Below are 20251 nucleotides of genomic sequence, written 5' to 3' on the forward strand. Positions count from 1 at the left end.
GCGCCGCCATGACCACCGTCCGCCACTCCACCGCCCCCCGGCAGCTCCTCCTGCACACCGGGCTCGTCCTCGGCGGCCTGCTGATGCTCTTCCCCTTCGTCTGGATGGTCCTGACCTCCTTCAAGGGCGTCAGCCAGATGATCAACGAGCCGCTGTCCTGGCTGCCCACGCCCTGGCGCGCGCAGAACTACCCCGACGTGCTGAACGAGGTGCCGATCGGGCGCGCGTACTGGAACAGCATGTACATCGCGGCGATCACCGTCGCCGCCACCCTGTTCACCGGCGCGATGGCCGCCTACGCCTTCGCCCGGATCCCGTTCCGGGGCTCCGGGCCGCTGTTCGGACTGTTCCTGGCCACCCAGATGGTGCCGGCCCAGGTGACCATCGTGCCGCTGTACATCATGCTGGCCAAGCTCCAACTGATCGACTCGCACCTGGCGTTGATCCTGCCGGCGATCGCCAACCCGTTCGCCGTGTTCCTGCTCCGGCAGTTCATCCGGGCCGTCCCGGTCGAACTGGAGGAGGCGGCCCGGATCGACGGCGCCGGCCGCTGGACCATCTTCTGGCGGATCGTGCTGCCCAACATCCGGCCCGGCCTGTGGACGCTGGGCATCATCGTCTTCCTGGCCAGCTGGAACAGCTACTTCTTCCCGCTGGTGTTCCTCAACACCTCGGAGCTGTTCACCGTCCCGCTGCTGCTCGACTCCTTCAACTCCGGCCGCGGCGGCGTCGACTACGGGCTCACCGCGGCGCTCTCCGCGATGACCGTGGTGCCGATGCTGATCGCCTTCCTGATCGGGCAGCGCAAGATCCTCAACAGCATGGCCTCCTCGGGCCTGGGAGGCCGCTGATGTCCACCGCCCCCACCTGCGCCGTCGAACTCGACCTGGACGAGCGGCCGTTCACCGAACGCGGCTCCCGGCTGCTGGTCACCGCCGGCCCGGACGGGCTGCGGGTGGCCCGGGCCGAGTACGAGACCCGGCTCGCCGACACCGTCGAACTCACCGGGCTGGTGCTGCGCGATGCGGACGGGCACCCGCTGCCTGTCCGCTCCGCGACCCCCGCGGCGGTCGAATTCGCGGGCGGGGCAACGCTGTTGTTCGCCGACCCCGCCACCCTGGTGCTCGCCGGGCACGGCGTGCACGCCTCCTGGCGGCTGCCGGACGGCACGGAACGGGCGCTCGCGCTCGACGGCTGCCACGTCCTGCACGGGCCGCCGGGGGAGTGGTCGGCCCCCGCCGTGCGCGCCGCTGCCGAGGCCCGCTGGGCGGCGTGGTTCGCCCGGATGCCGGCCGTCCGCCCCGACCTCGCCGCGGCCGCCCGGACGGCCTGGTGGACGCTGGCCGTCAACCTGCTGCCGATCGCCGGCCGCGAGGGCCTCGTCCCGTCCAAGTACGGCTACGTGGGCGTGTGGAACTGGGACGCGCTCTTCCACGCCGTCGCCCTGCGGCACGCCGATCCGGCGCTCGCCCGGGACCAGATCCTGCTCTTCCTCGACCACCAGCTGCCCGACGGCCGACTCCCGGACGTGGTGCACGAAAACGGCGTGCTCGCCGACACCACCGACCTGCCCCGCGCCGACCACGCCCGGCTCGCCGAGCACGTCGGCACCGCCAACGGCGCCCGGCCCACCCCCGAACCGGTGCCGGTCACCAAACCGCCGCTGGCCGCCTGGGCCGTCTGGAAGGTCCACGAAACCGACCCCGACCTGCCCTTCCTCGCCGCCGCCTACCCCCGGCTGGTCCGCGCCCACCGGTGGTGGTTCGCCGCCTCCGACCCGGACGGCGACGGCCTGCCCGAATACCTGCACCCCTACTCGTCCGGCCTCGACGACAGCCCGGTCTGGGACTACGGCCCCCGCGCCGAACCCCCCGACCTCAACTCCTACCTGGTCCTGGAGGCCGACCGGCTGGCCGACATCGCCGATGCCCTCGGCCGGACCGCCGAGGCCGCCGACTGGCGCTCGCGCGCCGCCGCCCACACCGACCTCCTGGTCGCCCGCCGCTGGGACGGCACCCGCTTCACCACCCTGGCGGCCGGCGCCCCCGTGCCCGTCCGCACCGCGCTCGACCTGATGCCCCTGTTCACCGGCCGACTGCCCGCCGGGATCGCCGCCACCCTGGAACGCACCCTGCGCTCACCCGCCTACTGGGGCGAACGGCCCGTCCCCACCGTGGCCTTCGACGACCCGGCCTTCGACCCGGAGGCGATGTGGCGCGGCCCGGTCTGGCTCAATATCAACTACCTGCTGATCGAGGGCCTGCACCGCTCCGGATTCCCGGACACCGCCGAGGAGCTGCGCCAACGGACCCTCGCCATGGTCCGCGAGGGCGGCGGCCTCTACGAGTACTGGAACCCCCGCACCGGCACCCGGGCGGCCCGGGCCACCTCCGGCTTCGGCTGGTCCGCGGCGCTGTTCGTCGACCTCGCCCGGGCGGACCGACAATCAGACTCTCCCTATTGACCGGACAGACCTGATGCGTCGTCACTAGTCTTGCTGCTTGCGAACGGAGGAACATCGGCAACGGACAGGGAGTACCGACCGTGCGAACCCGGCTCAGGAACACCGTCGTCGTCCTCGTGGCGACCCTCCTCGCCGCCGCGGCGGCACTGACCGCCGCGGCCCCGGCGAACGCCGTCGTCGGGGGCACGGTGCTGCCCCCGGGGCAGGCCCCCTACCTGGTCTCGATCGGAAGGCCGACCCACGTCTGCGGCGGCACCGTCATCGGTGCCACCTGGATCCTCACCTCCGCCCACTGCGTCGCCGGCGCCGCCCCGACCGAACTCCGGGTCCGGGCCGGCACCCTGATCCATGCCTCCGGAGGAGTGCTGGTCGGCGTCGCGGAGGTCGTTCCGCACGGCTCCTACAACGCCTCGACGATCGACTACGACCTCGCCCTGCTGCGCCTCACCAAGGCGCTGCCGCTCGGTGCCGGCATCGCCACCGTCCCGCTCGCGGCCAACGGCAACGACCCGTCCACCGGTACCGCCCGGGTCTCCGGCTGGGGTGCGACGACCTCGGACGGCCCGCTCGTCGCCGCCGCCCGTGTCGTCCCGGTGCCCCTCATCAGCCGGGCCAAGTGCCGTACCGAGTACGGCGCCACGGTCATCACCGACCGCATGCTCTGCGCCGGGGAGGACGCCGGCGGCAAGGACGCCTGCCGGGGCGACAGCGGCGGCCCGCTCGTCCTCTCCGGCGTTCTCGTCGGCATCAGTTCCTGGGGCCGGGGCTGCGGTCAGGCCGGATATGCCGGCGTCTACACCCGGGTCGGCGCCCTGCGCTCCTGGATCGACGCCGAGCGCGCCGGCACGCGGCTCGCCGCGTCCCGCCCGGCCCCGGCCGGCGGTGCCCCGGCCCCCGGTACTGCCAGGTAGCGTCCGTCCGGTGTTCGCGCCCGCGGCGTCGGTCCCGGTCGGTCTCGGCCGGTCTCACATGTGGGCGCTGATCCGGCCGCCCGCGGTGAGCACGATGTACGAGCCGTTGGCGACGGCGCCGATGTCGTGCTGGTCGGCGTCCAGGGTGTCGTTCACAGCGTTGTCGAGGCCGAGGATCTGCGCCCGGTAGTGGAGTTCGCCGACCTTGGTGACCTTGGCCGTCCAGCCGCCGGCGAGCTTGAAGGTGCCCGGGCCCTGGTGGGCGCCGCCCGTCCAGGAGTGGACCGTGCCGTCGACGGAGAGCACCACGAACATGTCGTTGGCGTCCAGACCGGCGTCGGCGTCCTTGGTCTCCAGGGTGGCCAGGACGGAGCCGCGGGCGACGATCCTGGCGGTGTAGTTCTGGTTCCCGGTGGGCTGGACCTCGGCGGTGCTGATGCCGTCCGCCAGGGGGAAGCTCTTGCCCGGGGACTTCGGCTTGGCCGTGGTGGCCGTCGTGGGTGCGGTCACCGTGGGCGTGGCGGTGGGCGTGGCCGTGGGCGTGCCCGTCGGTGTCGCGGTGGCGGGCTTGGTCGCGGTGGTCGTGGCGGCCGGTGTGCTCGGTGCGGTGGCGACCGGTGTCGTCGGCGCGGTCGCCGTGGGCACGGCGGCAGCTGTCGTGGCGGCCGAGGTGGCGGACGCGTCGGAGTCGGGGCCGCAGGCCGTCGCCACGGGCACGATCAGGGCGACCGTCAGGATCGCTCCCGCCAGCGTGCGGACGGTGGTCGGGCGGTGGGTGGCCTTGCGGGACAATGGGGGGTCTCCTGAGCGGTGTGCTGGGTGGCCGTGCGGCGCTGTGCACGATCGAACGTAGTGCGAACAATCGACGGAATCGGGCCTTCCGTGTCACCGGACTGCAACGCCTGGGGCAGACTGGACGCCCGACCACCCGACGAGCCGGGGGAGTACCGGGTCATGACGTTTCCTCACCCTGTCGACGACCGGTTCGCCGACCGTCGTGAACGTGTGCTGCGGGAGGCCGTGCGGCACCGGCTGCTCGATCCCGAGGACGCGCTGCTCGCCGCCTTCGTGGACCTCGACGGCGTGGCGGCGAGCGTCGCCGAGCTGCGGGCGGCCTTCCCGGCCTCGCTCGACGTGCTGCACACCTTCGCCGCCAAGGCGAACTGCCTGGTCCCGCTGCTGGCCCGGCTGCGCGAGCTGGGCATGGGCTGCGAGGTGGCCAGCCCCGGCGAGTTCGCCCAGGCACTGGCGGCGGGCTTCGCGCCGGACCGGATCGTCCTCGACTCGCCCGCCAAGACCCGGCGGGAGCTGACCGCGGCACTGGGGTCGGGGGTCGCCGTCAACATCGACAACTGGCAGGAGCTGGAACGCGCCGACGACATCCTGCGGGCGGGCGCCTCCGCCTCCCGGATCGGCGTCCGGGTCAATCCGCAGATCGGCGGCGGCACGATCGGGGCGATGAGCACCGCCACCGCGACCTCCAAGTTCGGGATCGGGCTGGCCGACGAAGGCAACGAGAAGCGGCTGCTGGAGGCGTTCCGCGAACGCCCCTGGCTGAGCTGGGTCCATGTGCACGTCGGCTCCCAGGGCTGCCCGCTCGACCTCATGGCCGAGGGTGTCGCCCGGGCCGTCGCGTTCGCCGAGCGGGTGAACGGCGAACTGGGGCGCCGCCAGGTGGTGGGCATCGACCTCGGCGGCGGGCTGCCCGTCAACTTCGCCGACGACACCACCGCGCCCACCTTCGCCGGGTACGCCGAACTGCTGCGGGCCCGGGTGCCGGAGCTGTTCGGTGGCGGCTACCGGCTGGCCACCGAGTTCGGCCGCTCGCTGCTGGCGAAGAACGGGTTCACCGCCGCGTACGTCGAGTACACCAAGACCTCCGGCGGCCGGCGGATCGCCCTCACCCACGCCGGGGCCCAGGTCGCGACCCGCACGGTGTTCATGCCGGACGCCTGGCCGCTGCGGATCACCGCGCACCACCCCTCCGGCGCGCAGAAGGACGGCGCGCCGGTGCCGCAGGACGTCGCCGGGCCGTGCTGCTTCGCCGGGGACCTGGTCGCGGTCGGCCGCCCGCTGCCGCTGCTGGAGCCCGGCGACCTGGTCGCGCTGCTCGACACCGGCGCCTACTACGCGACGACCCACTTCCAGTACAACAGCCTGCCCGAGCCGGCGGTGCACGGCTTCACCGTGGATGCGGCGGGTGCGGTGCGGTTCGTACCGCTGCGCCGGGCGCAGGGCATCGAGGAACTGCTCCGGCCGGTCGGCTGACGCCGCCACCCCGTCAAGATCGTGACGGTGTGTCAGAACAGCAGGCCGGAAGGGGGTTCCCGGACGGTGGCGGGCGGGTATCACCTTGCCGCGGCCGCCGTCCCGGCCGCGGTGCAGACAGCCTCAGCATGTCGAAGGAGGCCTCGTCATGTCCGCCCACCCCCCTGCCGAATCCCGGACCCCCGAATCCCGGACTCCCGGAGCCAGGACCCCCGAAGCCAGGACCCTCGCGGATCCCGACCCCAGGGCCCAGGACGTCCGGACCGTGCGGCGCCTGCGCCTCGGCGTCGGTGTCCTCGGGTTCCTGCTGCCGATCGCCCTGCCGCTCGGCAACAGCCTCACCTCCGCCCGGATCGCGCTGCTCGACTCGATGAGCGCGTCCTACTACACCCATATGCGCAACGTCTTCGTCGGCGGCCTGTGCGCCGTCGGCGTCTTCCTCATCTGCTACCGCCACGACCGCCGGGAGGACCGGCTGAGCTCGGTGGCCGGGGTGCTGGCGATCGGGGTGGCCCTGTTCCCCACCGAGCCGCCGTCCGCCCTGGTGCCGCACCCCAGCGGTGTCCAGACCACCGTGGGAATGCTCCATCTGGCCTTCGCCGCCGGCCTGTTCGGGGTGCTCGGGTACTTCTGCCTGCGGCTGTTCGCGGACTCCCCGGCGGCCGGCCGCCGCCGTCCGGCGCGTGACTGGGTGTACCTGGTCTGCGGCTGGGTGATCGTGGCCGGCGTGCTGACGGTCGCCGTGGCCGGGGTGCTGCACCTGGCCCGGGACTGGCCGCTGACCCTGCCCTACCTCGGCGAGGCGGTGTCGGTGTTCGCCTTCGGCGTGGCCTGGCTGGTGAAGAGCGAGGCCGTCCCGGCCCTGCTGCCCCGCACCGCCCGTCCGGCTCCCGCCGCGCCCTGACCGGACCGGCGCGGCAGGCCCCGGCTGATGGCAGGATGCTTGCGGTCGGTACCGTGCCGGCCGGGGCGTGCCGCGGCGCCCGGGTCGGCCGCGGGGGAGTGGAGGCGGCCCGATGGGCCGAGGGAAGCACCGGGTCGCCGTGCTCGTACTGGAGGGGGCGAAGCCGCTGGACGTGGGCATTCCCGCGCAGGTGTTCTCCAGCCGGCCGAGCATGCCCTACACGGTCCGGGTCTGCGGTCCGGCACCGGGCCTGGTGGCCGGCGGCGACGGCCTGTCGTACCACGTGGCCGAGGGCCTGGAGGCGGTGGAGCACGCGGACACCGTGTTCGTCCCCGGCTACCGCGATCCGGCGACCACCGCGCCGCCGGCCGCCGTCGTCGAGGCACTGGTCGCCGCCCACGCCAGGGGAGCCCGGCTGGCGGCCATCTCGACCGGGGCCTTCGCCCTGGCCGCCACCGGGCTGCTCGACGGCAGACGGGCGACCACCCACTGGCACTACGCCAAGGTCCTGGCGGAACGCCATCCGCGGATCCGGGTCGACGAGAACGTGCTGTTCGTCGACGAGGGCGCGGTGCTCACCTCGGCCGGCGCGGCCTCCGGCATCGACCTGTGCCTGCACCTGGTGCGGCGCGACCACGGGGTGGGCCTGTCGAACCATGTCGCGCGGCGGCTGGTGGCCGCGCCCTACCGCAGCGGCGGCCAGGCCCAGTACGTGCCGCGCAGCGTGCCCGAGCCGCTCGGCGACCTCTTCGCCGGCACCCGGGAGTGGGCGCTGGCGCACCTGGCCGAGCCGCTCACGCTGGAGGGCCTGGCCCGGCACGCGCGGGTCTCGGCGCGGACCTTCTCACGGCGGTTCGTGGAGGACACCGGCTACACGCCCATGCAGTGGGTGCTGCGGGCCCGGGTGGACCTCGCGCGGGAGCTGCTGGAGCGCACGGACCTGGGGGTGGAGCAGATCGCCGACCGGGTCGGGCTCGGCACCGGGGCGAACCTGCGGCTGCACTTCCACCGGGTCCTCGGCACCTCGCCCACCGAGTACCGGCACACCTTCGCGGCCCGCGCCGAGGGCTGAGCGGGCGCCGAGAGAGCGGTGGCGGGATCCTTGCGACCGTTGGCGAGGAGTCTGGCGGGATCCTTGCGGACCGTGTCGATCCAGCCCCTGTCCGGCCTGCGGCGGAGTCCGGATCATGGAGGTGTCAGCACACGACGGAACGCCCCGGGCCACCACCCCGGAGCACCCCGGCACCGCCCGGAACCGCAGAGGGAGCCCTCCATGACCCGCATCGCCATCAACGGGTTCGGCCGCATCGGCCGCAACAGCCTGCGCGCCCTGGTGGAGCGCGGCAGCGAGCTGGAGGTGGTCGCGGTCAACGACCTCGCCCCCATCGACTCGCTCGCCCACCTGCTCCGCTTCGACAGCGCGCTCGGCCGCTTCCGCCACCCGGTCGCCGTCGAGGGGGACGAGCTGGTCGTCGACGGCCGCCGGATCAAGGTGCTCGCCGAGCGCGACCCCGAGGCCCTGCCGTGGGCCGAGCTCGGCGTCGACCTCGTCCTGGAGGCCACCGGCCGGTTCACCTCGGCGGACGCCGCCCGCGCCCACCTGAAGGCCGGCGCCGCCCGGGTCCTGGTCAGCGCCCCGTCCGACGGCGCGGACGTCACCCTGGCCTACGGCGTGAACACCGCGGACTACGACCCGGCCGCGCACGTGATCGTCTCCAACGCCTCCTGCACCACCAACGCGCTGGCCCCGCTGGCCGCCGTGCTGGACGAGCTGGCCGGTATCGAGCACGGCTTCATGACCACGGTGCACGCCTACACCCAGGAGCAGAACCTCCAGGACGGGCCGCACCGAGACCTGCGCCGGGCCCGCGCCGCCGGCGTCAACATCGTGCCGACCACCACCGGCGCCGCCAAGGCGATTGGCCTGGTCCTGCCGCAGCTCGACGGCAAGCTCTCGGGCGACTCGATCCGGGTGCCGGTCCCGGTCGGCTCGATCGTCGAGCTGAACACCACGGTCGAGCGCGAGGTCACCCTCGACGAGGTGCTCGCCGCCTACCGCGCCGCCGCCGACGGCCCGCTCAAGGGCATCCTCGACTACGCGGACGAGCCGCTGGTCTCCGGCGACATCACCGGCGAGGCCGCGTCCTCGATCTTCGACGCCGCGCTCACCCGGGTCGACGGCCGGCACGTCAAGGTCGTCGCCTGGTACGACAACGAGTGGGGCTTCTCCAACCGGGTCATCGACACCCTGGAGCTGCTCGCCCGCGGCTGACCGGGCCTACCGCCAGGGGCCGTTCCGGGACCACCCCGGGACGGCCCCCGGTGGTTCGAGAACGGCGGCGTGACAGGGATGTTGCGCCCGATGACGAATCCCCGGCGGCCCTTGAGCACCCCCGGCCGGTGTGTGACGGTGGACGGCACGCCGCCCGGCCGGTCACCGTCGGCGCCCGGGGGCGCCGAGGAAAGAGGACACCGGTGCCGTCGCACGCGAGGCCCCTGCGCAGGCTGGGATTCCTGACCATCGGACTGTTCGACCCCGCCGACCCGGCCCAGGGGCACGAGCAGACCCTGCGGCTCATCGAACTCGGCGAGCAACTGGGCTTCGACAGCGCCTGGGTGCGCCACCGCCACCTCCAGTACGGCATCTCCTCGCCGGTCGCGGTGCTCGCGGCCGCCACCCAGCGCACCCGCCGGATCGAACTGGGTACGGCGGTCGTCCCGGTCGGCTGGGAGAACCCGCTGCGCCTGGCGGAGGACCTCGCCACCACCGACCTGCTGTCCGGCGGCCGGCTCAACCCGGGCGTCAGCGTCGGCCGTCCCGGCCACTGGGACCGGGTGTCCGGCGCGCTGTACCCGGACACCGCCGAGGCCGAGGACTTCGGCTACGAGCGGGTCCGCCGGCTGCTGGGCTTCCTGCGCGGCGAGCCCGCCACCGACTTCAGCGGCGTCGAGGGCATCGAGGTCTACTCCGACCGGGTCCAGCCGGTCTCGCCCGGCCTGGCCGACCGCCTCTGGTACGGCGGGGGGAGCCTGCGATCCGCCCGCTGGGCCGGGGAGCAGGGGCTCTCGCTGCTCACCAGCAACGTGGTGCGGGCCGAGGAGTCGGAGGACTTCGCCGAGATCCAGCGCTCGCAGATCGCGGCCTTCCGCGCCCACCACCCGCTGGGCGCCGGGGCCCGGGTCTCGCAGGGGCTGGTGGTGATCCCCACCGACAGCGCCACCCCGGAGCAGCGGGCGCGCTACGAGGACTACGTCCGGGCCCGCACGCCGCGGACCGCCACCCCGCAGGGCCCGGCGCGCACCATGTTCGCCCGGGACCTGGTCGGCCCCTCCGCCGCGATCGCCGAGCAGCTGTCCGCCCACGCGGGCTTCCGCGAGGTGGACGAGGTGGTCTTCGCGCTCCCGTTCACCTTCGGCCACGAGGACTACGTCCAGATCCTCACCGACATCGCCGCCCACCTGGCCCCGGCCCTCGGCTGGAAGCCGACCGCCTGACCGGCCGCCACGCGGCGTGCGGCACAACGGGGTCAACGGAACGGGGCGGGGGCTGCAAGGGCCCCCGCCCCGTTCCGTGCGGTTCTGTTCCGTTCGCTCCCGGTGCGGTCAGAGGCGCTCGGGCACCGGGTTGCCGACCGCCTCGATCGCGCGTCGGACGGGGACCCGCAGCAGTACGGCGAAGCCGATCACGAAGAACACCAGCAGCGAGATGATCGCCGAGCGGTAGCTGCCGGTGATCTGGTAGGCCAGGCCGAAGACCAGCGGGCCCATCCAACTGGTGCCGCGGTCACTGACCTTGTAGACGCTGAAGTACTCGGCCTCCCGGCCGGCCGGGATCATGTGCGAGAACAGCGAGCGGGACAGCGCCTGGCTGCCGCCGAGCACCAGGCCGATCATGCAGGCCAGGGCGTAGAACCAGGCGGGCTGGTGGGCCGGCATGAAGTAGCCGAGCGCGAGCGTCACCACCCAGCCGACCAGCGAGCCGAGGATGGTGCTCTTGGCGCCGAAGCGGTGCGCGATCCGGCCGAGCAGCAGCGCGCCGCCGATCGCCACTATCTGCACCAGCAGTACGGCGACGACCAGCGAGGTCTGGTCCATGCCCAGTTCCTCGCTGCCGTACAGCGAGGCCTGCGAGACGACGGTCTGGATGCCGTCGTTGTAGCAGAGGAAGGCGCCCAGGTAGAGCAGCGTCAGCGGGTAGCGGCGCATGCCGCGCAGGGTGCGGCCGAGTTCGCGCAGGCTCCCGGCGGCCGGCTCGGCGTCCTTGCCGTCCCCGGCGCCCCCGTCACGCGCCGAAGGCACTCCGGGCCGCCCCGGGAGCACCCCGGCCCGCGAGGGCAGGCGGAGCAGCGGCACCAGGGTGAAGATCGCCCACCACAGCCCGGCCGAGGCCAGGCAGATCCGCACGGCGGTGCCGGAGGACAGCCCGAACGCGTCGTGGCCCTGGAACAGCGCCAGGTTCGCGATCAGCAGCAGGCCGCCGCCCGCGTAGCCGTAGGCCCAGCCCTTGGAGGACACCGCGTCCCGCTCGTCGGGCGAGGCCAGGCCGGGGAGGTAGGCGTAGGAGAGCGCGACCGACACCGCGTACGCGATGTTCGCGACCACCAGCAGGCCGCCGCCGAGCAGGTAGCGGTCGCCGCCGAGGAAGAACATGCCCATCGTCGCGGCCGAGCCGACGTACGCGGCGCCGCACATCAGCTCCTTGTGCCGCCCGGTGCGGTCCGCGACCGTCCCCAGCAGCAGCATCGCGCCGACCGACAGCAGCACCGAGAACGACACCGTGTACGGGAAGAACGAGCCCGCCCGGATCGACAGGCCCAGCGGGTGCACATTGCCCTGGGCGTCGGCCGCCTCCTTGGCGATGGAGGTCAGGTACGGCCCGAGGAACACCGTGAGGACGGTGGCGGAAAAGGCCGCGTTGGCCCAGTCGTTGATGTACCAGCCGAACTGCATGCGGCGCAGCGCGCGGCCGTCGTCGGTGGCGGTCGCCGGATGCTCCGGCAGGTCGGTCGCGGTGCTCATGGGGCGGTTCCTATCACCGTGCTGGAGCCGTTGCCGCCGTGGGGCCAGCATCCGCGCTCGCGGAGGACATCGCGCAGGACGTCGATGCGATCGGCCATGATGCCATCCACACCCAGGTCGAGGAGAGCCCGGATCCGTGTGGCGTCGTCCACAGTCCAGACGTGAACCTGCAGGCCCAGGCGGTGCGCGGCCTGGACGAAGGCCCGGTCGACCACCCGGACGCCCTTGTGCCGCTCGGGCACCTGGGCGCAGGTCCCGGCCCACGGCGCCCCGCCGCCGCGCCCGAGCGGCCCGGCCAGCGAGCGCAGCCGCAGCCGCGCCACCTCGCGCGGGCCGAGCGAGGTGGCCAGCCGGGGCCCGGCGGCGGCCCGTACGGCGGCGAGCCGGGCGTCGGAGAAGCCGCCGACGCAGACCCGGTCCCAGGCGTCGGTCCGGCGCACCGCCTCGACCAGCGGGCCGACGGCGGGCGCCGCCTTGACGTCGATGTTGAAGCGGGCCTCGGGGAAGGCGTCGAGCAGGTCCTCCAGCAGCGGCACCGGCTCGGTTCCGCCGATCCTGGCCTCCCGCACGGTGCGCCACGGCAGCTCGGCCAGCACCCCGGTGCGGTCGGTGACCCGGTCGAGCCGGCTGTCGTGGAACGCCACCAGGACGCCGTCGGCGGTGGCGTGGACGTCCGTCTCCAGGTACCGGTACCCGAGCGCGACGGCGGCCTCGAACGCGGCCAGCGAGTTCTCCGGCCGCCCGAGGTCACCACCCCGGTGCGCGAAGGCGAGCGGCCCCGGATGGTCGAGGAAGGGGTGCATGACGTGCTCCGAGCTGCTGGAATCGGTCACCGCCGGGCCTGCCGGCCCCGCGCGCGTTACATTGTGACACTTGCTGTCAAGCTGTAACGGGGCGGGGGCTCGGCGTCGTCGGGGCGGCTGTTTCCGGCATTTTGCAAAGCCGCACACTTTGCAAAGTCCCGCACTTTGCAAAGTGTGCGGGACTTTGCAAAGTGCGGGAACGGAGCCGCCCGCTGTCCCCGGTCGTCACGCCGGGGCAGCGGGCGGGTTGCACGCGGTTCGGGCCGGTACTGGAGAAGATCCGTGTCCCGCGGACGAAGAGTCCTCCGTCGGGCACCGCTCACCAGGTGACGGGCAGTGACCGCATCCCGTAGATGAACGACTCGGTACGGAACTCGCGCTCGCCGGCCGGCCGCAGCCCCGGCAGCCGGCGGAACAGCGTCTCCAGAGCGATCTGGAGTTCGGCGCGGGCCAGCGGCTGGCCCAGGCACTGGTGCACGCCGAAGCCGAACGCCACGTGCCGTCGGGCGTCCCGGTACAGGTCCAGCTCGTCCGTCGCCCGATGGCCGGCGCCGCCGAACACCGCCTCGTCCCGGTTGGCGGTGGAGAGCATCGCCATCACGCCCTCCCCGGCCCGGACGGTGACGCCGCCCAGCTCCACGTCCTCCAGCGCCACCCGGGGCAGGCCGGTGTGCACGATGGTCAGCAGCCGCAACAGCTCGTCGACCGCGCCCGGCAGGGTGGCCGGATCGGCCAGGCCGGGGATCTGCTCGGGGTGCTCCAGCAGCAGGGCGGTCGACAGCGCGATCATGTTCGCGGTCGTCTCGTGCCCGGCGACCAGCAGCAGCACGCCCATGGCGGCGGCGTCCTCCGGGGTCAGGTCGTCCCGCGCCGCGAGTCGGCTGAGGACGTCGTCCTCCGGCTGTGCGCGCTTGCGGGCCGTCAGGTCGCGCAGGTACTCCAGGACCCCCTCCTGGGCCTCCCGGAGCTCCTCCACGGTGCTCTCCCGGCTGAGCATCGTGCGGCTCAGGCTCTGGAAGCGGTCGTGGTCCTCGTACGGCACGCCGAGCAGCAGGCAGATCACCAGCGAGGGCACCGGCAGCGCGAAGTCGGTGACCAGGTCGGCCGTGGTCCGGCCCGCGGTCATCCGGTCCAGTGCCCCGTCCACGATCCGCTGGATCTCCGGGCGCAGCGACTCCACCCGCTTGACCAGGAAATCCCCGGTGAGCATGCGGCGCTGGCGGGCGTGCTCGGGATCGTCGAGCCGCAGGAAGTCCGGATTGTCGGTGATCAGCTCGCGGGCGCCGGCGACCAGCAGCGGGAAGGACGGGTGGCGGATGTCGGCACTGAACCGGCGGTCGGACAGCACGGTGCGGACCTCGGCGAAGCCGGTGACCAGCCAGCAGAGGTCGCCGTCGGGCAGCTTCGCCCTGGTCACCGGCCCGATGGCGGCGGCCTCGGGGTACGCGGGCGGCGGGCCGAACGGGCAGCCGCCGGAGTGCGGGGCCGGCAGCGGGAGGACTGGGGTGGTGGGTGCGGTGGGTGCGGTGGTCAAGGCGGGGGTCTCCTCACGTCGCGGGTGTTCTCGTCGGGTTCGGGGGCAGGGAGGCTCCCGGCGGGGCCGGCGGCGGGGGTCCGTCAGGCCCCGGTCCGCGCGGGCCCGTCCTCGGTGACGGTGATCGCCCGGCCCGGGCAGAGCTCGGCGGCGAGTCTGACGTCGTCGAACTGCTCAGGCAGTAGGACGGTCTGACGGAGTCTCACAAGACTGTCCCGGTCGTCCTGGTCGAAGACCGCGGGGGCGTTCGTCACGCACATGCCGGAGCTGCAGCAGCGGTCCCGGTCGACGCTCACCTGCATGTGTCGGACACCTTTCGCCAGGGCGGCGCCGACTGCCCGGCGGCCGCCTCTCGTTGTCACGGTCAACCTAGCCATCACTCGTCCGTTCACGGAGGGGTACGGTGGCCGGATCGAGAATGGCTGATTCGGCCCCTGTGTGTGAACCCCCATGGCGGTGCAGTGCGTTTCAGCCCGCAGTACTTCGCCGGACGGGTCGGCGGACCCGGCCGCATGGACGGCCCACATCTTCGGTGGTGGCCAACTCCCTTGCGAAGGCCACCGGGTCGGCCCCGGCGGTGCTCTGTTCCGGCCGGTGGTGCACCACCCGGGCGAGTCGCAGGTTCGGCCCGGCGGGGTGGCGGGGGGCAGCGCTGGAGGCCGTCGAAGGCGACCTCGACGACGAGTTCCGGTCGGAGCGGCACCGTCCGGGCGTCCCACCCGGTCTCCCGGGCGAGCAACTCGGCAGTCTGCCGGGCGAGTCCGGTCGGTCGGCCGGGCGGCCGGCGAGGCCCTCGGACGGTCCCGAGGCGGTCGCACCCAAGATCCACCTGAGCGCGGAGGGCCGCTGCCGGGCGTTGTCCCCGGTCATCACGCCGCGACAAGGTGCCGACTCGAGGATGTCGCCGAGCGAGTGCGGGACGGCTCGTCCGGCAGATGGCCAAGGCCGCGGATGCCGGCAACCAGGATGCTCCGAACCGGGGCGTTGCGACTGCGGATGAGACGCGTCGTTGCCGCAGCACGAGCGGCTGGGCGGGCGTGAACGAGACCCAGCACTGAGACCATAGGGCGGGCCCTATGGCCAGGTGCCGACCCGCACTGGCTCGGGGTGGAGCCTGATGCCGGTGGATCGCTCGACCTGCCGGACGAGGTCGGCGAGGGCCTGGGCGAAGCCGTTGGCGGTTGCCCCGTTGTGGGCGGTGAGGGTGAGGGTGCGGCGTTCCGAGCATCGGACGCCCTCGGTGATTTTCTGGCCAGGTCGGTAGCCGACGTGTTCGAGGAGCCATCCGGCGCTGGCCCGCAGCCGGCCGTCGCTGTCGGTGTGGACGGGGCAGCCCGCTGCCGACCAGCGGGCGGCCTGGGTGGCGGTGACGAGCGGGTTGAGGAACACGGAGCCGGCCTGGCGGGTGTCGGGGCCGTGGGGGTCGAGGAGGAGGCCGCGGCGGTGCCGGTTGGCGAGGACGGCGGCGGTGACCTCATTGACCGGCGGCCTGGCCCCGGGCTGGACGCCGAGTTCCTCGGCGAGCGGCTGGTAGGAGATGGGTGCGGCCGGGGAACGGGTCAGGCGGAAGGTGACGGTGAGGATGGTCCAGCGGCCGGGGTCGTGCTTGAAGCGGCTGTCGCGGTGGCGGAGGCGACATGCCTGGGCGGGCAGGGTCCGCAGCCGGCCCATGTCCCAGTCCCATGCGGTGAGGTGGTCGAGAGTGTCGGAGACCTGCTGGCCGTAGGCGCCGGCGTTCTGGACGGGGGCGGCGCCGACGGTGCCGGGTATTCCGGCCAGGCACTCGATCCCGGCGAGGCATTCGGCTGCGGCCCACTGGACCAGGTCGGCGAGCGGGTGGCCGGCCTGGACGGTCGCGGCCACCGTGTCGTCGTCCACCCGCTTCACGGTGATGCCCCGGGTGTTCATCACGGCGATGGTGCCCTCGTGGCCGGTGTCGGAAGCGATGACGTTGCTGCCGTGGCCGAGGGTGAGCGGCGCGTCCTCCTGCCGGTCGCCGACCGTACGGACCAGTTCGAACCAGTCGTCGGGATCGGCGACCTGCAGGACGTCGTCGGCCGGGCCGCCGAGCCGCAGGGTGGTGAGGGAAGCGAGCGTGAGGTGGGGCACGGGGCCTCCTACGGTTCGTCGGTCATCGCCTTCAGGGCGAGGGCTCGCAGCGGGGCCAGGCGGGTGCGGTTGTCCTGGTGGTGGTAGACGGCGTTGGTGCAGATGGCCAGGTAGCGGCCGGTGGCCGGGGCGAGGTAGAGGCTGGTGCCGGTGAAGCCGTGGTGGTAGGCCACCCGGCCTTCGTCGGCGAGGATCCACGCCAGGCCCCGGTCGAGGCCGGGTTCGATCCCGGTGAGCGGCTGGAGGCTGTCGGCCAGCCAGCGGCCCAGGTCCCCTCCGTTCGCGTGCGAGGACAGCAGCGCGGTGGCGAAGGTGGCGAGGTCGGCCGGGGTGGTGAACACCCCGGCGTGGCCGGCGACGCCGCCGAGCAGGGCGGCGTTGTCGTCGTGCGGCAGGCCCCAGAGGCGGGGGCTGCCCGGCAGCCGCTGCTCGGTCGGCGCGACCCGCGCGGAGCGGGTGAGGGGACCGTAGGCGGTGGCGGTCATTCCGAGGCTCTGCCACAGGTCGGCCGCCAGCTCGTCCAGGCGGTGGCCCCGGGTGTGGGCGAGGACCAGGCCGAGGAGGATGAAACCGCGGTTGATGTAGCGGTGGCCGGCTCCGGGCTCGGCGATCAGGTCTTCGCCGCAGATCAGTTCGGCCAGCGGCTCGGTGCGGCCCCGGTACCGGTCGAGGCGGGTGTCGGCGCGCAGGCCGGAGGTGTGGGAGAGGATCTGGCGGGCCGTGACCCGGCCGCCGGGTGCCTCGGCCGGGACGTCGGGCAGCAGCTCGCGGACCGGGGTGTCCAGGGTGAAGGACTCGTTGAGGGAGGTGCCGACCAGCGGCCAGGTGGCGAGCACCTTCGTCAGCGACGCCACGTCGTACACGGTGTCCGGCCCCGGCCGGGCATCGCCGCACTCGGGGGCGACGATGCCGGAGGCCAGGAATCCGGGCTCGGCGTCGAAGGTGCCGTGGGCGATGACGCCACCGGGGACAGTGCCGTCGGCGGTCATCAGGTCCAGGCACTCGCGCAGGTCGGCGAGTGCGTTCGGGCTCCACGGCACGGTGAGGGTCACGACTGCTCCTGGTTGATCGTCAGGTCGGCACCGAGCGCGGCCAACTTCGGCAGCAGGCTGCCGTATCCGCGCCGCAGGTGGTACATCCCTCGGATCGTAGAGGTGCCCTCGGCGGCCAGGGCGGCGATCACGAGGGTGGTTGCCGCCCGGATGTCCTCCCCGGCCACGTCGGCGGCGGCGAGCGGGGACCGGCCCCGGACGGTGATCACGGAGCCGCTCGCGTTGACGGTGGCGCCGAACGCGGTGAGGGCGGGCAGGTGGGTGTCGCGCCGGGTGTAGATCCGCTCCTCGATCCGGGAGGCGCCCTCGGCCTGGGTGAGGAAGGCGGTCAGCTGGGGCTGGACGTCGGTCGGGAAGCCGGGGTGCGGGCCGGTGGCCGTCTGCACCGCCCGCGGTCCGGCCGGGGTGCTGACGGTGGTCCCGCCGTCCACCGGGTCGAGCCGGATGCCGGCGTCGGCGAACACCGACACCAGGCCGTCCGGGAAGGCGGCGGCGGGGAAGCCGTCCAGGTGCACGGTGCCGCCGGTGATGGCGGCGGCCAGGGCCAGCGTCGCGGCCTCCAGCCGGTCCGGAGGAACGGTGAACACCCCGCCCTGGACGCGGTCGGTGCCGGTGACGTTCAGGGCGTTCCTGCCCCGCCACTCGATGCCGACGCCGGCCTGCGAGAGCAGGGCGGCGGTGTGGGTGACCTCGGGTTCGACGCTGGGGTTGAGGATCGCCGAGGTGCCGGGGGTGCGGGCGGCCAGGAGCATCGCGGTGACCGTTGCCCCGAGGCTCGGGCCCCAGGCTCGGGTCTCGGCGTCGGTGACGAACGGCAGCCGCTTGCCGGTGAAGCGGGCCCGTACCCGGCCCCGGTCCACCTCCACCTCGGCCCCGGCAGCTGCCATCGCGGCCAGGTGCCGGTCGATGTACCGCGTGCAGAAGGCGTCGCCGCCGGGCAGCGGGAAGGTGACCTTCCCGGCGCGGGCCAGCAGGGCGCCGGCCATCCGGCCATGCACCGGCTGACCGACGCGCCCCCTCTCGTGACCGTTTCTCGTGACCGTTTCCCGAGCCCGTCGGCCTCCGGTCGTTGCTCGGGCGCCGGACGAATCCGCTGTCGAAAGTGAGAAAGGACACACCCCGACATGGTCCCCTGCGTCCGCTAGGGTCGGCTTAGACCCGCCCTGAACTGGGATTTTGCGTCGGCCGCAGCGATGTGACCGCCGCGGGTCTGGCCTCCCCTGGAGAATTGCATGACCGATCTGGCATTCCGCTCCGCAGGTCAGCTCGCTGCCGCGGTCGCGGCGAAGGAGGTGTCGAGCGTCGAGCTGCTCGACCACTTCCTCGCCCGGGTGGAGCGGCTCGATCCGAAGGTGAACGCCGTCGTCGCCCGGGACGAGGAGGGTGCGAGGGCCGCGGCACTGGCGGCCGACCGCGCGGTCTCCCGCGGCGAGCCGCTCGGCCGCCTGCACGGCGTCCCAGTGACGATCAAGGACAGTCTCGAGGTTGCGGGCATGCGGACCACCGGAGGGTCGACCCGCTGGGGACATCACGTCTCGACGAGCGACGCCGAGTCGGTCGCACGGCTCAAGGACGCGGGAGCGGTCGTCTTCGGCAAGTCCAACATGCCGCCCGACGCCCGGGACTGGCAGACCTACAACGAGGTCCACGGGACCACCAACAATCCGTGGGACCCGACCCGCGGACCCGGCGGTTCGTCCGGCGGGTCCGCCGCGGCACTCGCCGCAGGGCTGACGGGCCTGGAGCTCGGCGGCGACACGGCGGGCTCGATCAGGGTGCCCGCCCACTTCTGCGGCGTCTACGGGCTGCGCCCCTCCTTCGGGATCGTGCCGAGGTACGGGAGCGTCTCGGGACATGCTCCCGGGACGCTGGCGGACTTCGACATGGCGGTACTCGGCCCGCTCGGCCGGCACGCCGACGACCTCGACCTGGGCCTGGACGTCCTCGCAGGGGCGGACCACGACCGCGCCCCGGGATGGCGGCTGGAGCTGCCCCCCGCCGGGTCGAGCGCCCTGCGGGACTTCCGGGTCGCGGCATGGCTCGACGACCCGTTCTGCCCCGTCGACAGCGAGCTGACCGCGATCATGCAGGCCACGCTGGAGGCGGTGCGGGCCGAGGGCGCCGTCGTGGTCGAGGGCGAGGGGCCGGTCGGGCTCGAAGAGACGATGGCCCTCTACCAACCGTTGCTGATGGCACAGAGCGGGCTGGTCGAGCCGGACGAGTCGTATGCCGGGCTGGTGGAGGCCGCCATGGCGGAAGGGGCCGGCGGCGGGTTCGCGTCGGACCTGACGCTCCGCTTCCGTGACTGGCACGACCTCGACGAACGCCGGCAGCACTCCCGCCGCCGCTGGGCCGAGTTCTTCCGCGACGTCGACGTGCTGATCTGCCCGGTGAGCCCCACAGCCGCCTTCCCCCACGACCACCGACCCGACCCCGGCTGGTCGGTCCGAACTCTGCGGGTCAACGGCGCCGACCGGCCGTATCGCGAGATGCTCACGTGGATGGCACCGTCGTCGCTCAACCATCTGCCTGCGGCGGTGGCACCTGTCGGGGCGACCCGGGACGGGCTTCCCGTCGGCATCCAGGTCATCGCGCCCTACCTGCACGACCGCACCGCGGTCCGGTTCGTGCAGTGCCTCGCGGAGGTGATCGGCGGGTTCCGCCGTCCGCCGGGATTCTGAGAACCGCCACCGGGCTCGTGCCGGTGCCCGCTCGACTGGCTGACGTCACCGGGCGGCCACGGCGACCGGGACGCCGGAGCCGGGGTCGTGGAACGACGAAGGCCCGGACCGCTGAGCGGTCCGGGCCTTCTGCCGGCGGAGGATACGAGATTCGAACTCGTGAGGGGTTGCCCCCAACACGCTTTCCGAGCGTGCGGCTCTGCAAAGTGCGGAGTCCGGCCGCCCGTGGTTCGGGCCAGTAGGGCCGGCAGGGTAGGTCGGACCGGTGAGGCAGGTCGGGCCGGGGCAGGTCGAGGGCGCCCGCCGTGCGGCGCGCCTCGGGGGTGGGGCGTGATGGCGGGGGAGGATCGGCGGGGGGGGGGGGCGGGGCGGTCCCCCCCCCGGGCCCCCCGGCCCGGGGGGGAAAGGGATCGCCAAAAATTCCCGCGGCAGGGCCTTTCCCCCCGGGGGCGGGCGGCCGGGGGGGCGGAGGGACCGGCCGACCGCCCCGCCGATCCTCCCCCGCC

At 73.5% G+C, this 20251-nt stretch carries 17 protein-coding genes; 9 read left to right on the forward strand and 8 right to left on the reverse strand.

Translation table 11 applies throughout. The annotated features are described in order from the left end of the window. Nucleotides 1-8 precede the first annotated feature (8 nt). From ADK60_RS17165 to ADK60_RS17175, 3 genes are all read left to right on the forward strand, one after another. Complete coding sequence (locus ADK60_RS17165) at nucleotides 9-851, forward strand: carbohydrate ABC transporter permease (RefSeq protein WP_053646989.1); 843 nt, start codon at nucleotides 9-11, stop codon at nucleotides 849-851. After that, the gene (locus tag ADK60_RS17170; RefSeq protein ID WP_053646991.1) at nucleotides 851-2464 is read left to right on the forward strand and encodes an amylo-alpha-1,6-glucosidase; all 1614 of its coding nucleotides are present in this window, start codon (nucleotides 851-853) and stop codon (nucleotides 2462-2464) included. The genes ADK60_RS17165 and ADK60_RS17170 overlap by 1 nt, the downstream gene beginning before the upstream one ends. A gap of 80 nt (nucleotides 2465-2544) precedes the next feature. Beyond that, nucleotides 2545-3375, forward strand: coding sequence for a serine protease (locus ADK60_RS17175; protein ID WP_053646993.1), 831 nt, complete (start codon nucleotides 2545-2547; stop codon nucleotides 3373-3375). Nucleotides 3376-3429: 54 nt separating this feature from the next. Here the strand turns inward: ADK60_RS17175 and ADK60_RS17180 are convergent, their stop codons facing one another. Further along, complete coding sequence (locus ADK60_RS17180) at nucleotides 3430-4167, reverse strand: hypothetical protein (protein WP_053646995.1); 738 nt, start codon at nucleotides 4165-4167, stop codon at nucleotides 3430-3432. 162 nt (nucleotides 4168-4329) lie between these two features. On the opposite strand from ADK60_RS17180, the gene ADK60_RS17185 reads away from it, so the two are divergent. From ADK60_RS17185 to ADK60_RS17205, 5 genes are all read left to right on the forward strand, one after another. Further along, complete coding sequence (locus tag ADK60_RS17185) at nucleotides 4330-5643, forward strand: type III PLP-dependent enzyme domain-containing protein (RefSeq protein ID WP_053646997.1); 1314 nt, start codon at nucleotides 4330-4332, stop codon at nucleotides 5641-5643. 148 nt (nucleotides 5644-5791) lie between these two features. Next, the gene (locus ADK60_RS17190; RefSeq protein ID WP_159400471.1) at nucleotides 5792-6547 is read left to right on the forward strand and encodes a hypothetical protein; all 756 of its coding nucleotides are present in this window, start codon (nucleotides 5792-5794) and stop codon (nucleotides 6545-6547) included. Nucleotides 6548-6659: 112 nt separating this feature from the next. Next, the gene (locus ADK60_RS17195) at nucleotides 6660-7619 is read left to right on the forward strand and encodes a GlxA family transcriptional regulator (RefSeq protein ID WP_045940810.1); all 960 of its coding nucleotides are present in this window, start codon (nucleotides 6660-6662) and stop codon (nucleotides 7617-7619) included. Nucleotides 7620-7820: 201 nt separating this feature from the next. Beyond that, entirely contained in the window at nucleotides 7821-8819 is a 999-nt protein-coding gene (gene gap / locus ADK60_RS17200; RefSeq protein ID WP_045940809.1) for a type I glyceraldehyde-3-phosphate dehydrogenase, read from the forward strand. Nucleotides 8820-9022: 203 nt separating this feature from the next. Beyond that, a complete protein-coding gene (locus ADK60_RS17205) occupies nucleotides 9023-10042 on the forward strand; it encodes an LLM class flavin-dependent oxidoreductase (protein WP_053646999.1) in 1020 nt (339 codons plus the stop codon). Nucleotides 10043-10150: 108 nt separating this feature from the next. On the opposite strand, the gene ADK60_RS17210 is transcribed toward ADK60_RS17205, so the two are convergent. The 7 genes from ADK60_RS17210 to ADK60_RS17240 all read right to left on the reverse strand — a co-directional run bounded on the left by ADK60_RS17210 (nucleotide 10151) and on the right by ADK60_RS17240 (nucleotide 18050). Further along, on the reverse strand, nucleotides 10151-11566 hold the full coding sequence (locus ADK60_RS17210) for an MFS transporter (RefSeq protein ID WP_053647001.1): 1416 nt from the start codon (nucleotides 11564-11566) through the stop codon (nucleotides 10151-10153). Next, complete coding sequence (locus tag ADK60_RS17215; RefSeq protein WP_053647003.1) at nucleotides 11563-12369, reverse strand: glycerophosphodiester phosphodiesterase family protein; 807 nt, start codon at nucleotides 12367-12369, stop codon at nucleotides 11563-11565. Before ADK60_RS17215 ends, ADK60_RS17210 begins: the two co-directional genes overlap by 4 nt. A gap of 319 nt (nucleotides 12370-12688) precedes the next feature. After that, nucleotides 12689-13903, reverse strand: coding sequence for a cytochrome P450 (locus ADK60_RS17220; protein WP_053647005.1), 1215 nt, complete (start codon nucleotides 13901-13903; stop codon nucleotides 12689-12691). A gap of 83 nt (nucleotides 13904-13986) precedes the next feature. Then, nucleotides 13987-14205, reverse strand: coding sequence for a ferredoxin (locus ADK60_RS17225; protein ID WP_053647007.1), 219 nt, complete (start codon nucleotides 14203-14205; stop codon nucleotides 13987-13989). 772 nt (nucleotides 14206-14977) lie between these two features. Further along, nucleotides 14978-16012, reverse strand: a complete 1035-nt coding sequence (locus tag ADK60_RS17230) for a UDP-N-acetylmuramate dehydrogenase (RefSeq protein ID WP_053647008.1) — start codon at nucleotides 16010-16012, stop codon at nucleotides 14978-14980. An 8-nt stretch (nucleotides 16013-16020) separates the two neighbouring features. Beyond that, nucleotides 16021-17064: a serine hydrolase domain-containing protein gene (locus tag ADK60_RS17235; RefSeq protein WP_234371122.1), complete on the reverse strand. Its 1044-nt coding sequence runs from the start codon at nucleotides 17062-17064 to the stop codon at nucleotides 16021-16023. Further along, nucleotides 17061-18050 carry a carboxyvinyltransferase gene (locus tag ADK60_RS17240; protein WP_053647010.1) on the reverse strand — a complete coding sequence of 330 codons (990 nt, stop codon included), beginning with the start codon at nucleotides 18048-18050 and terminating at the stop codon, nucleotides 17061-17063. Before ADK60_RS17240 ends, ADK60_RS17235 begins: the two co-directional genes overlap by 4 nt. A gap of 246 nt (nucleotides 18051-18296) precedes the next feature. On the opposite strand from ADK60_RS17240, the gene ADK60_RS17245 reads away from it, so the two are divergent. Then, nucleotides 18297-19745: an amidase gene (locus tag ADK60_RS17245; RefSeq protein ID WP_053647012.1), complete on the forward strand. Its 1449-nt coding sequence runs from the start codon at nucleotides 18297-18299 to the stop codon at nucleotides 19743-19745. Nucleotides 19746-20251: the final 506 nt, after the last annotated feature.

This window comes from Streptomyces sp. XY431, assembly GCF_001279805.1.
GTDB classification, from domain to species: Bacteria; Actinomycetota; Actinomycetes; order Streptomycetales; family Streptomycetaceae; genus Kitasatospora; species Kitasatospora purpeofusca.